The 12,721-nt window shown below is 69.1% G+C and carries 10 protein-coding genes and 2 pseudogenes; 5 read left to right on the top strand and 7 right to left on the bottom strand.

All coding sequences use genetic code 11. The features are described from left to right. Window positions 1-224: 224 nt before the first annotated feature. Window positions 225-1,919, top strand: a complete 1,695-nt coding sequence (locus tag ACTWQR_RS05970) for a PucR family transcriptional regulator (protein WP_443225830.1) — start codon at window positions 225-227, stop codon at window positions 1,917-1,919. Window positions 1,920-2,219: 300 nt separating this feature from the next. Here ACTWQR_RS05970 and ACTWQR_RS05975 read toward each other — a convergent pair whose 3' ends face one another. The 7 genes from ACTWQR_RS05975 to ACTWQR_RS06005 all read right to left on the bottom strand — a co-directional run bounded on the left by ACTWQR_RS05975 (window position 2,220) and on the right by ACTWQR_RS06005 (window position 8,767). After that, window positions 2,220-2,561, bottom strand: coding sequence for a hypothetical protein (locus ACTWQR_RS05975; RefSeq protein WP_443225831.1), 342 nt, complete (start codon window positions 2,559-2,561; stop codon window positions 2,220-2,222). A 21-nt stretch (window positions 2,562-2,582) separates the two neighbouring features. Beyond that, window positions 2,583-2,759 (bottom strand): hypothetical protein, encoded by a 177-nt coding sequence (locus ACTWQR_RS05980; RefSeq protein ID WP_443225832.1) that lies wholly within the window; start codon window positions 2,757-2,759, stop codon window positions 2,583-2,585. A gap of 197 nt (window positions 2,760-2,956) precedes the next feature. Then, window positions 2,957-3,763 carry an MBL fold metallo-hydrolase gene (locus ACTWQR_RS05985; RefSeq protein ID WP_443225833.1) on the bottom strand — a complete coding sequence of 269 codons (807 nt, stop codon included), beginning with the start codon at window positions 3,761-3,763 and terminating at the stop codon, window positions 2,957-2,959. 43 nt (window positions 3,764-3,806) lie between these two features. Continuing rightward, window positions 3,807-4,415 (bottom strand): DsbA family protein, encoded by a 609-nt coding sequence (locus ACTWQR_RS05990; RefSeq protein WP_443225834.1) that lies wholly within the window; start codon window positions 4,413-4,415, stop codon window positions 3,807-3,809. A gap of 184 nt (window positions 4,416-4,599) precedes the next feature. Next, complete coding sequence (locus ACTWQR_RS05995; RefSeq protein ID WP_443225835.1) at window positions 4,600-5,094, bottom strand: MarR family winged helix-turn-helix transcriptional regulator; 495 nt, start codon at window positions 5,092-5,094, stop codon at window positions 4,600-4,602. A 362-nt stretch (window positions 5,095-5,456) separates the two neighbouring features. Next, window positions 5,457-7,520: an RICIN domain-containing protein gene (locus ACTWQR_RS06000; protein WP_443225836.1), complete on the bottom strand. Its 2,064-nt coding sequence runs from the start codon at window positions 7,518-7,520 to the stop codon at window positions 5,457-5,459. A gap of 209 nt (window positions 7,521-7,729) precedes the next feature. Continuing rightward, window positions 7,730-8,767 carry a LacI family DNA-binding transcriptional regulator gene (locus ACTWQR_RS06005; RefSeq protein WP_443225837.1) on the bottom strand — a complete coding sequence of 346 codons (1,038 nt, stop codon included), beginning with the start codon at window positions 8,765-8,767 and terminating at the stop codon, window positions 7,730-7,732. Between the two features lie 506 nt (window positions 8,768-9,273). On the opposite strand from ACTWQR_RS06005, the pseudogene ACTWQR_RS06010 reads away from it, so the two are divergent. The 4 genes and pseudogenes from ACTWQR_RS06010 to ACTWQR_RS06025 form a co-directional block, all read left to right on the top strand. Continuing rightward, window positions 9,274-9,456, top strand: a pseudogene (locus ACTWQR_RS06010) (carbohydrate ABC transporter substrate-binding protein); the annotation flags it as partial. Beyond that, window positions 9,438-9,650, top strand: a pseudogene (locus tag ACTWQR_RS06015) (sugar ABC transporter permease); the annotation flags it as partial. The pseudogenes ACTWQR_RS06010 and ACTWQR_RS06015, both read left to right, overlap by 19 nt. Next, on the top strand, window positions 9,647-10,540 hold the full coding sequence (locus ACTWQR_RS06020) for a carbohydrate ABC transporter permease (RefSeq protein ID WP_443225838.1): 894 nt from the start codon (window positions 9,647-9,649) through the stop codon (window positions 10,538-10,540). The pseudogene ACTWQR_RS06015 and the gene ACTWQR_RS06020, both read left to right, overlap by 4 nt. Before the next feature lie 46 nt (window positions 10,541-10,586). Further along, window positions 10,587-12,605: a beta-galactosidase gene (locus ACTWQR_RS06025; protein WP_443225839.1), complete on the top strand. Its 2,019-nt coding sequence runs from the start codon at window positions 10,587-10,589 to the stop codon at window positions 12,603-12,605. Window positions 12,606-12,721 lie beyond the last annotated feature (116 nt).

A 12,721-nucleotide genomic window follows, 5' to 3' on the forward strand; every position in this document is an offset into this window, starting at 1 on the left:
CTCCCCGAGCATGTCCGCGGGTCGGGGTGTCGCCGACGCGCGATCTGTCCAGCCGCGACGCGGTATCCGGACGTTGTGTCAGGCGCTTCGGGCCGGATACCCCTCCCGTCTCCCTCGCAGGCGCGTTCTCAGGGCTCTTGCGCAGGTCAACGGCGCTTGTCACAGTGACGGGGCACTCCCCGAGCGCTCGGGGTCAGCGAGCAAGGGACCCACATGGAGGCACCGTGAGCGAGAACCACCACACGGCTCCAGGGCCCGACGCCGACGGCCCCGACGCCTCCGTTCCGGGACCGGACATGGCTGCCGCCGGCCGTCCGCTCACCGTGGGAGACGTCCTGGCCCTCCCCGTCCTGGCCGCCGGACAGCCCCAGGTCGTCACCGGCGTGACCGATCTCGACCGCCCCGTCCGCTGGGTCCACATCACCGAGCTGACCGATCCCGCCTCCTTCCTCAAGGGCGGCGAACTCGTCCTGACCACCGGCATGCCCCTGCCCGAGGAAACGGCCGGCGTACGCCGCTACGTCGACGAACTCGCCGACATCGGCGCGGCGGCCCTGGTCATCGAACTGGTCCGCCGCTACCACCGACCGCCCGACGCCCTGGTCCACGCCTGCCAGGCCCGCGGTCTGCCCCTCGTGACCCTGGCCAAGGACGTCAACTTCCTGGAGGTCACCCAGGTCGTCCACGCCCTCCTCCTCGGCAACCAGGCCGAGGTGATGCGCCGGACCCAGCGCATCCACGAGGCGTTCACCGCCCTCACCCTGCGCGGCGCCGGACCCCAGGACGTCGTACGCGCCGCCGCCGAGATGAGCGGCCACACCGTCGTACTGGAGAACCTGGTCCACCAGGCACTCATCTGCGAGCCCTCCGGCGACACGGTCGGGGCGGCGCTCACCGAATGGGAACAACGATCCCGGGCGACAGAGCCCGTTCACCACACCACGGTCTCGGGTCCCGAGGGCTGGCTCGTGACACCCGTGGAGTACCAAGGTGAACGCTGGGGCAGGGTGGCCATGCTCCCCGCGCCACCCGGGCCGGCCGCTCCCTCGGCCTTCGGCCCGTTCGGCCCCGAAGACATGACGGTCCTGGAGAGAACCGCGATGGCCCTCACCATCGCCCGCCTCACCCACCCCACGCCCTGGGAGCGCGCCGCACACCGTGACGTCCTGCGCGACCTCGTCGAACAGCGCCACCGCTCCCCCGCGGACGCAGGCGCCCGGGTGGCCGCGCTGGGCCTGCCCACGAAGGACGCACGCTTCGTCGCCGTGCTCGTGGACGTCGCTCACGAGGACGACACGACGAAAGCGGAGGATCTCCTCTCCGAGGAGCTGAGGAAGAAGGGAACACAGGCCCTCCTCGGCCTCCTCGGACCGCTCCGCCTCGGCATCCTCCTGTCCCTGCGCCCGGACCAGCCGTGGCGACCCGTTGCCGAACACCTGAGCCGCACCGCACTCGACGTGGTGCCGGGGACAACGGTGAGTGCGGGCAGTGAGGCGACAGACCTCACCGGCGTCGCCCGCTCCTTCCGTGACGCGGGTCGCGTCGCCGAAGCAACCGAGCCCGCCCAGCCGCTCCCGCCGGGACGCTCCTACCACGAACGATCCGACATCGGCCTGCGCCGCCTCCTCTTCGCACTCCGCGAGGACACCCGGATCCAGGACTACGTCGAACGCCGGCTCGGCAGACTCGCCGACCACGATGCCCGCCACGGCACGGACTTGCTGACCACCCTGCGCCACTACCTGGACGCGGCAGGCAACAAGACCGTGGCCGCCCGCTCCGGCGGGCTGTCCCGCGAGACCGTCTACCAACGCCTGCGCACCATCGAGCGGATCCTCGACTGCGACCTCGAATCCGGCGAGCAACGCACCGAACTGCACGTGGCACTCACAGCGCTCGACGTCCTGCGGGTGCGCTGAGGTTCCTTTCGATGCGCCTGCCCTTGTCCCCTTGCCCCCGACGGCTCGGCGCTCGACCGCTCGCCGTTCTCGCCGTGTCCGCCACGGCCTCGGGACGAGGCAGACCCCGACGGACGGCCCGCTCCACCGTCCTGCCGCGAGGAGCACGTGAGTGCCTCACCAGCGGCGCGAGTCCGGCTTCCGGGCACATGTGATGCAAGCAGAACCGAGGGTGCTCAAGGGGGCGTCGGCGCGGCCGCTCCGCATCTCAAGTGCCTCGTGCGCGAAATGCCGTACGACCTACGACCGTGTCGGAGCGTGTCAGGCGGTCTCGGCTGTGGCGCGTACGACAAGGTGCGGGGTGAGTACGACGTCGCGGGGTTCGGTACGGCCCCGGTCAAGGCGTTCGACGGCGGCGGCCGGCGCGTACCGGGGCCTGTTCCTCGGCTCCTCGGCTCCTCGGCTCCTCGGCTGACGGTGGTTGAAGCAGCTCACCCGGGAGAGGGCGTCGTCGTAGCCGGCCACGGAGGTCAAGTGGATCGCCCAGGACCAGGCGAGGCGTGCGCTGTACGAGCACGTCGAGGCCTGCTCCTTCTGACACGAGGACACGGCGCTCCAGGTGATCCCGGAGGAGACCAGCGCGCGCTCGGCTCCCCACGCCATTCATTGATCATTTATCAGCGGTCATGTGTTCCGGAAGTCGTCCACCCGCTCGCCCTCCGCCTGGGACGGCTCGGTCCTGGGAACGTCCGGGTGCTGCTCCACGGCCGCACGCTCGGCCGGTTCGTCGCGCTCGCCCTCGGCCTGGGAGGGCGTGTGCGAGTACAACCAGCGGTCGTAATCCGAGGCTCCGGTCTTCATGGCAGGCCTCCCTTGGTCGCTCATCTCCCATACTCCTCCCGAGCCCGCAGCAAGGCCAGAGCGGTCGCTCATGCTCACACCGAACCAGTGATGGCCTGCCACAATCCCCCGTTGCTCAACCTCCCGCACTGAGGAGGACGGTGGCGAGGAAGACCTCGACGACGATGAGGCCGTGGATGTGGCGAACCCGGCCATGGTCAGCCCCACTTCATCTCGCCCTTGGCGACCTTCGCGCCGATCTGGGCGGCGATCAGCATGCCGTTGTCGGGGTAGCGCTTGACGAGCGCCTCCGTCAGCGCGGCACCGTCGGCCGCCTTGCCGAGCTCCTCCTCGAAGGCGAGCAGGTAGTCACGGGTTGCGGTGATGGCGGAGGCGGTGGCCGGGGTGCCGGGCAGACGGTGGCCGGGTACGACCAACTCCGGCTCCAGGGCGGCCATTTCGTCCAGCAGATCGATCCAGGCCGCGCGGTCGCCCGGGGTGGAGGTGTCGGCGACCCAGACGCGCTCCTGCTGGAAGAGCAGGACACCGCCGAGGATCGCGCGCTGCTCGGCCTGCCACAGGTAGTGGCGGTCGGGCAGTCCGGCCGGACCGCCCTTGAGCTCGAAGCGGTGGCCCTCCAGGGTGAGGTCACCGGTCAGCGGCTGCAGGTCGACCAGGCGGGTGGGCAGGTTGGGGCCGAGGGCCGCCCACGCCTTGAGCTTGCCCTCGTAGGAGTGCTGGATGTGCTCGATGACGATCGGGGTGGCGACGAAGACGGCGTCGGGGAAAGCGTCGGCGATCACTTCGGCGCCGAAGTAGAAGTCCGGGTCGGCGTGGCTGACGAAGACGGTGGTCAGCTTCTTGCCGGAGTCGAGGATCTCGGCGGCCAGCCGGTGGCCGTCGGCGCGGGTGAACGCGGCGTCGACCAGCAGCGCCTCCTGCTCGCCGGTGACGAGGGTGGCCGTCTTGTTCTTGCTGCCGGCCGGGAAGTCGAGGTCGAGGACCTTGAAGGAAAGCGTGCTCATCGATGGCTCCTTCGCACAAGGGATGGGTGGTGACGGGGAAAGCTCAGTGAGCGGCGAGGCGTTCGTCGACCTGGTCGACGGTGGCGTGGCCGTGGGCCAGCGGGGTGACGGAGTCGCCGTCGACGGCCAGCAGGGTGGGGAATCCGGTGACGCCGAGCTGGGCCGCGCGGCGGAAGTCGGCGTGGGCCGCGGTCTGTGCCTCGGGTGCTTCGAAGGCGGCGACGACGGCATCCGCGTCGAGCCCGGCCGACTGGGCGACCGTCCGGTAGGTGGCCACTTCGGACAGGCTGCGTCCGTCGACGTAGAAGGCGTGCTGTAGGACCGCGGCCAGCTCCACTGCGCGGTCGGGGGCCACCTGACGCAGGGCCGCGACCCCACGGGCGGCGGCCTCGGAGTCCATCACGAACGAGCCGTCGGCGATCAACTTCTCGTACGCCTGGCCGAACGTGGCACCGGTCAGTTCGGCGATCTTGGTGTTCGCGCCCTGAACGTAGCCGAACTCGCGGATCGGCACCCGGCGCGGCCCGGTGAACAGACCGCCGGAGATCACCTCGACCGGCAGGTCGGGGTGGCGCGAGGTGATCTCGCGCAAGGTGCCGGAGAAACCGTGCGACCAGCCGCAGTAGGCGTCGAAGACATAGACGAGCTTCATCGAAGACCTCGGCAGAGAGGAACGCCCGCCGATTGCGAGCGAATTACCTGACTAAACAGTACCTGACTAATCAGGCATTCCTCGACCCGTGTGAACTGGGACACACGAGCGCCGCCGACGCCATCAGACCTGCGCCGCCGCAGGTCCGCAGGTCCGCAGGTCCGCAGGTCCGCAGGTCCGCAGGTCAAGGAAGTCGAGGCAGCACGTCCCGGGCCGTGTGGCTGAGGATCCGGAGATCCTCCGCGAACCGCTCGCGGTCCGCCTCGGGGAGGGGCTCCACGAAGTGGCGCTTGATGTTCTCCAGGTGCACGCGGGCAGCGCGTACGGCCGTCTCCTCGCCCAGCGGGGTCAGCCGCACCAGCTTCCCGCGCCGGTCGTCGGGCGACTCCACGCGCGTCACGAGACCAGCCGTCTCCAGGCGGTCCACCAGCCGGGTGGCGCCGCCGGTGGTCAGGACCTGCTCCTGCGCGATGGCCCGCATGGAAAGCCCCGGCTCGCCCACCCGCCCGAGGATCAGCAGCACCTCGAAGACCAGATGGCTGATGCCGCACTCCACCTCGAGCGCCCGGCCGAGGATGTACTCCAGCCGGTTCGCCGCCCCCTGCAACCGCCCGAACGCCAGGATGAGCTCGTGGTCGGCGGCCTCCTTCGCCGTCCTGATCTCCGCTTCCTCACCCACGGCCGCGCCGCCCCTCTCGTCGTCCCGGTACCACCGTACCGATCACGCATGGACGGTCGGCGCAGCGGAATCGGCTCGACCAGTCGAGCGACACCAGCCGCATCCCTTCCCGCCCCCATCCCTTCCCGCAGCGGCATGCGCTCGGGTCACCGCAGAGCAGCTCACGTTCCCCTTCTGGAGTGGCGCATGTCACGTACCAGGTGACCAGGTCCGGGACCTCAGTGACCGGCACGATCGCGTGACGCGCACACCCGGCTCAGCCGCGACGGCACCAGGGCCTCCTGGCACTCGGTCGCATCGCGAACTCGAGCTGACAGGAGGCCCTTCGTCAAGCCCACGACGAGTGGGGTGATGATGGTCGCTCAGTTGATGCGGACGATCTTCCAGAGTTGGTCGTCGGCGTTCAGGTCGTTCCACTGGATGACGGCAGCGCCGTTACTGGTGGAGGACTGTGCGACACCGGCGTTGAGGCCGCTGCTGACGTTCTTGAGTTCGTAGTAGCCGTCGCCCGCGTCGGTGAGGCTCCACTTCTGCGAGTCGGCGGTGGAGGGGGTGTTCTGGACGACGGCGGCTCCTGCGGTGGTGGAGCTGTCGCGGATGCCCAGGTTGAGTCTGCTGTTGACGTTCCTGATGGTCCACGCTCCGCCACCCGCGGACTGGAAGGTGAACAACTGGCATACGCAGGCGGAGTTCTGCCACTGGTTGGCGGCCGTACCGGTGGCGGTGGAGCCCTGGGGGATGTCGAGGTACTTGCCGCTGTTCTTGTTGACCAGGACGTACTGCCCGGTGCCCAGGGGCGGCAGCGCGGTCTGGGTGAAGTCCCAGCGCTGGCAGGCGCAGCTGGTGCCGCTCCACTGCACTGCGGTGGTGCCGGTGGCAGTAGAGGCGCTCGGGATCTCGAGGTACTTACCGGTCACGCGGTTGGTGATCGTGTAGCCACCGGCCTGGTGCGGAGCGACGGCCCACTCGTGGTCGAGGGTGCCGTTGTCGTCCCACTGCAGGATCCTGGCGCCGTTGGCGGTGGACTGGTTCTCCACACCGAGGACCTTGGCACTGGCCACATTGAAGATCTTGAAGTAGCCGGAGGGCTGCCGTACGAAGCGCCACTGCTGGTTGGTGGCGGCAGTGGTGGTCTGCTGGGTCGCGGCGGTGCCGTTGGTGGTGGAGCCGCCGGCGATGGTGAGGTTCAGGTCGCTGCCCGCGTTGGACAGGGTGTAGGTGGCGCCGTCGGAGATGCCGCCGCCCAGGTCGATGGTGCTGTATGTGACAGGGTTACGGACGTTGCTGCCGCCGCTTCCCCCACTGAGCACCAGCAGGCTGTGGCCGTCGGTCAGCGGGAGCATGCCCCGGCTGTATCCGCCGACGACGTTGGAGCTGATGCGTGTCCAGGCGTTCGCGGCGCCGTTCTGGGTGTTGAGGAACAGGTCGCTCGTGCTGTAGGCGCCGACGACGAGGGTGCCGTTCGGTCCGCCGGTGGGCAGCCAGGTGATGTAGGGAGTGCTGGTCGGGATCAGGCCGTCCGTCGACCTCAGTGAAACGCCCGTGACGGAGCCGAACGCCTCCGGGTCGGAGGAGATCTTGTAGTAGACGGCGAAGTTGCCGGCAGGGGAGCCGCCGTACTCGTACGTCATGACGTAGTTGCCGTTGGGCAGCTTCGCGACGGTGGCCATACCCGGGCGCTGGCTGAAGGTGGGCATCGCCACGTCGTCCACGACCGGGCCCCAGTTGCGGATGTCCGTGGAGACCTGGTGGACGATCTTCTGGCCGTGGTCGGGGTCGCGCTGGTCGGAGTAGTAGACGATCAGCTTGCCGCCGGAGACGAGGAAGAACGGCTCCCACACGGGAGTGTTGCCATTGCCGTTCTGGTCGAATGCCGGGCCGCCGGTGGCGATGTTGCTGACGAAGCTCCAGCTCTGGCCGCGGTCGGTGCTGGCATAGACATCGATCTTGATGGCCGAGCGGTCGGCGGGGACGGAAGCTCCGGCGGCGAGGATGGTTCCTGCGGGGAAGCCGCCCATGGCCGTGGGCAGTTCGAACAGTTCGGGCTGCCAGCGCATGCCCCAGCCGTTCTGCGTGTCGGCGACTTCGGAGATCTTCGTCCAGGAGTTGCCGTTGTCGGTGCTGCGGTAGATCGGGAGGACCGGTGTGCCGTTGGTGTACTGCTCGAAGGTGGCGAGCATGGTGCCGTTGGCCGAGCCGTTGTACTGCAGCCGCATCGCGCGCGGATAGTACGACCCGGGCGACGGCGCATCCGACGGCGGGGTGTACATCGTCTGCGACGGACGGGACAGGGCCTCGGCCCGGCCAGCGGCCGGCAGAACCAGCGTCGCCACCAGGGCGAGCAGGGCGAAGGCTGTCGACAAGAGGGAGAGCGGACGGGGGCGTGGAGCGGCGCCGGGTCTGGCGCCTGGCTGTGCGGGGGACATGTGCGGCTCCCAAGCGGGGAAGGGAAGGTGTGTTTCGCTGTCCGCCGGCTCGGAACGGCTCCAGAGTGACGCGGCGGAGTTCGTTGGGCGCGTCGCCCGGGGAACAGCCGGGCGACGCTGCCGGGCGCGACTCGCATGCGCGGAAGGCGCGGCGCGGCAAGCGCGGAATGGCGGAGGTGGGCGCCCCGGAGCAGTGGCAGGGAGGTGGGTCAGAGGGTGGGCGGAGGCGCGGTCGAACCGCGGACGATCAGCTCGACGGGTGGGTCATTCGCCGGTGGCAGTTCGGTGTCGGGCTTCTCGATGGCGTGCAGGAGAAGCCGGATTCCTTCCCGTGAAGCGGCCTCGAACGGCTGACGGACGGTGGTCAGGGGAGGAGAGATGTAGGCGAAGACCGGGTTGCCGTCGAAACCGACGACGCTGATGTCCTCCGGCACCCGGCGCCCGGCTTCCCGCAGGGCATGGATCAGGCCGACGGCCATCTCGTCGCCCGCGGCGAACACCGCGGTCACCGAGCTCTCCGAGGCCAGCTCACGGCCCGCGGCGTACCCGGATGCCGCCGACCAGTCACCGTTCAGCACGGGCGGTTCGTGCGCGTCCCGGGCCGCCAGTGCCGCCCGCCATCCCTCGATGCGGTCCTTGGTGGCGTACCACCGCCGCGGCCCGGCGAGGTGATGGACGGTCGAATGCCCCAGGTCCAGCAGGTGTTCGGTGGCTGCGCGCGCCAGCTGATGGGCGCCCACACCGATGGTCAGTGTCCGGGGGGCGGTGAAGGCCGGTGGTGCTCCGAGGAAGAGGACCGGCACGTCGACACCGAACGGGACCTCTCCTTCGACAATGGGTTCGGAGACGACGACGCCGTCCACGCCCTGTTCGAGGAGTGATTCCAGCGCGCCGGCGATGCTTTCCGGGTCACCGTCCGGTGTGTTGACCACGCGAAGCGCGTAACCGGCGTCCCGTACGGCCTGTTCAATGCCCACGAGCAGGGAGGCGGTTCCATACCCGGCGGTCCCCAGGGCGACCACACCGATGGAGCGGGTGCGGCCGGAGGCCAGTGCCCTGGCGGCGTGGTTCAGCCGGTAGCCGAGCTCGTCGGCGGCCGCCAGGACGCGTCGGCGGGACTCGTCGGAGACGTACGGCTCGTTGTTGAGGACCCGGGAGACCGTCTTGCGTGAGACGCCGGCCAGCCTGGCCACGTCCGCGCTGCGCGGCGCGGAGGAGCCGGCACCGCGCCCCACCCCTGCTGTCATGAAGTCTCCCCATGGCTGTGTACCTGCGTCGAACGAAGTCAGTGACATGACCGCGCGGTCTGACCGCGCGGTCAATGTGTACGCATCCACCGACCGCACGTCAAGAGTTCGCGCAACGCCACTTGCTCCGGCGTTGGCGGTCATCGAGACGCATGGCCGGGCGGAGCGAGGTGCCGCAGGTGCCCGAGGAAGGCGTGCCCGGGATACATTCCCGCAGCTCAAGCAGCAATTGCTCCGCCTGTAACGGTTCGAGAGCCAGCCATGTCAGACCTGTCCGACTGATTCGGCTGCCCATATGTGCGGCTTCTGGCCGGACCCGATCCGCCCTGAATTGCTGAGCGCGAAGTCTTGACAGCGAGTCCACAGAGCGTTCACGCTTCCTGGCGTCCGCCGATCGCGTTGTTCGATCGTGTTTGGTTCTGGTCGCTCGACGACCCTCCCTCCGCCATACCCCCTTCCGGCTGATGTGCCGAGCCTCGGCACCGCCAGCCCTATCAGGAGTCGAAATGCGCCTTTCATCCCTTGGTCAGCCCATGCCTGGTACCAGCCGCCGTGGCGTGCTCCGCGGACTCGGCGGAGCCGCGGTACTGGGTGCCGGCATCCCTTTGCTGAGTGCCTGCGCCGGCAGTTCCACCTCGTCGGACACCAAGACCGTCACCGTCGGCTCCAAATCGAAGCCCTGCGCGCCTTCGACCTGGTCTTCGTCTTCAACAAGGGCGCCGAGGGCACCGAGCTGCTGTCGATCCTGGTCACCAACAACATCATCGGAGAGTCCAGCCGCATCGGATACGGCTCCGCGATCGCGGTCGTCCTGCTGCTGATCTCCCTCGTCGTGATCATCCCGTACCTGATCGCGACCTTCCGCAAGGAGCGGCGCGCATGACCTCCCCCACCCTCGCGGCCCAGCTGAAGCAGCGCACCCCCGTCCGCCCCGCCCGGATCCTGCTGCACACGTTCCTCGTCGTCACGGCCCTGGCCTGGCTCGCGCCCCTGCTGTGGGCCCTGTTCTCGGCCCTGCGCCCGTACGCGGAGACCAGCACCAAGGGCTATGTCTCCTGGCCCGACGAGCTGAGCCTGGACAATTTCACCGACGCGCTCACCCAGTCGGACATGCTGCACCACTTCGGGAACACGCTGCTGATCGCGGTCCCGGCCGTGCTGGTGACACTGTTCCTGTCGTCGATGGTCGCGTTCTACGTGAGCCGCTTCGACTTCCGCGTCAACCTGTTCCTGCTCCTCGTGTTCACGGCGGGCAACCTGCTCCCGCAGCAGGTGATCATCACCCCGCTGTACCGCCTGTACCTGCTCATCGACCTGCCCGGCATCACCATGTCCGGCAAGCTGTACGACTCCGCGCTGGGCCTGGTTCTCATCCATGTCGCGTTCCAGTCCGGCTTCTGCGCGTTCGTGCTGAGCAACTACATGCGTTCACTGCCGCACGAACTGACCGAAGCCGCGCTCGTCGACGGCGCCTCGGTGCGGCACCTGTACCGGCAGATCGTGCTGCCACTGTGCAAGCCCGCGATGGCGGCCCTGGCGACTCTGCTGTCGATCTGGATCTACAACGACTTCTTCTGGGCGATCGTACTGATCTCGACCGGCGAGAACATGCCGATCACCTCGGCCCTGAACAACCTCTCCGGCCAGTACTTCACCGATCCCAACCTGGTCGCCGCCGGAGCCCTGCTCACCGCGATCCCCACCCTGATCGTGTACTTCGTGCTCCAGCGCCGGTTCGTCAGCGGCCTGACCCTGGGCGCCAACAAGGGCTGAGCGCCCATCAAGTCAGACGTTCCTGCTATCCCCCGGAGCACCATCAGTGAGTACTGAACGCGCCCTTCGCCTGCCCGGCATCGCCTACGGCGGCGACTACAACCCCGAGCAGTGGCCCGAGGAGGTCTGGGCCGAGGACATGCACCTGATGGGCGAGGCGGGGGTGACCATGGTCAGCGTCGGCATCTTCTCCTGGGCACTGCTGGAACCGGCAGAGGGCGTGTACGACTTCTCCCGCATGGACAGCGTGCTGGACCTGCTCCAGCAGAACGGCATCGCCGCCGACCTCGCCACCCCGACCGCCGCCCCGCCCGCCTGGTTCTTCAAGGCCCACCCGGAGGCCCTGCCGGTCGATGCCGACGGCCGCACCCTGTCCTACGGCAGCCGTCAGACCTTCTGCCCCAGCAGCCCCGCCTACCGGAAGGCATCCCTGCGCATCGCGAACGTTCTCGCCGAGCGCTACGCCGACCACCCCGCCGTCGCCATGTGGCACGTCCACAACGAATACGGCTGCCACAACGCCACTTGTTACTGCGACGCGAGCGCGAAGGCGTTCCGCAGGTGGCTGCGGACGCGATACGCCGACGACCTCGCCGCACTCAACCACGCCTGGGGCACCACCTTCTGGAGCCAGCGGTACTACGCGTGGGACGAGATCCTGCCGCCCCGCACCACCGCGGCCCCACCCAACCCCACCCATCGACTCGACTGGCGCCGCTTCTGCTCCGACGAACTCCTCTCGCTGTGCACCGCCGAACGCGAGGTGCTCCGCCGGGCGGCTCCGGACACCCCGGCCACGACCAACTTCATGGTGCTGCCCACCTTCGACGCGCTGGACTACTGGCGCTGGGCGCCCGAGCTGGACATCCTCTCCAACGACCACTACCTGATGTCCGACGACCCCGAGCCGGAGGTCGACATCGCGCTCAGCGGCGACCTGATGCGGTCGCTGGCCGGCGGGCGGCCCTGGCTGCTGATGGAGCACTCCACGGGCGCGGTCAACTGGCAGCCCGTCAACCGCGCCAAACTCCCCGGCGAGATGCGCCGCAACGCCCTCGCCCACGTCGCCCACGGCGCCGACGGCATCCTCTTCTTCCAGTGGCGGGCGGCCAAGGCAGGCGCCGAGCAGTGGCACTCGGCCATGCTGCCCCACGCGGGCACCGACAGCACCATCTGGCGGGACGTCGTGCTGCTCGGCGCCGACCTGCGATCCATCGCCCAAGTGCGCGGCAGCACGAGCAGCGCACAGGTCGCCATCATCTGGGACTGGGAGGCCCGATGGGCTCTGGAACTCCCCTCGCAGCCAAGTAGCAGCGTGCGCTACCAGGACCTGGTGCGCGATTGGTACCGCCCCCTGTGGCGCGCAGGCATCGCCGTGGACTTCGTACGCCCCGACGATCCTGGTCTCGACCGCTACAAGCTCCTTCTCGCGCCGAGCCTCTATCTGGTCGACGACACGAGCGCGGACAACCTGACGGGATTCGTCGAGCGTGGGGGCACCCTGGCCGTGGGTTTCCACAGCGGTGCGGTCGACGAGAACTGCCATGTCCGCCTGGGCGGTTACCCCGGCGCCTTCCGGGAGATCCTCGGCGTGCACGGCGACGAGCTGTTCCCGCTGCTGCCCGGCCAAACGGTGGGCCTCACCGGTGAGGTCCCGCGGGACGCGAGGGCCGACCTCTGGACGGAACGCATCCGCCTCACCGGTGCCGAGGCCGTCGCCACATACTCCGACGGCCCGCTCGCCGGCGTGCCGGCCGTCACCCGTCACACGTACAGCGCCGGAACCGCCTGGTACGTGGCAACCCGGCCGGAGCCCGCAACCCTGGCCGCCCTCATGGAGCGCATCTGCCAGGAGGCGGGTGTGCGGCCGGAGTGCGAGACACCCGCGGGGATCGAGGTCGTCCGGCGCCGTGGCACGGACGCCGACTACCTGTTCCTGATCGACCACGCCGGCCAGGGCGCCGAGATCCCCGCACACGGCGTCGAACTCCTCACGGGCAAGGCGGTCTGCGGCTCGGTCACCGTCCCCGCCGGAGGCGCCGCAGTCGTACGCGAGCCGCACTGACCGGCTCGGGGGAAACAATCGCATTGCTCGCCACCGCGGCTGGACGGGCACAGCAGCGCCATCACGTCACACCAACCGACCCCAGCCTGAAAAGCTCAGTACCTGGCGGCGGACGA

This window comes from Streptomyces sp. 2A115, from assembly GCF_052245575.1.
Taxonomy (GTDB): Bacteria; Actinomycetota; Actinomycetes; order Streptomycetales; family Streptomycetaceae; genus Streptomyces.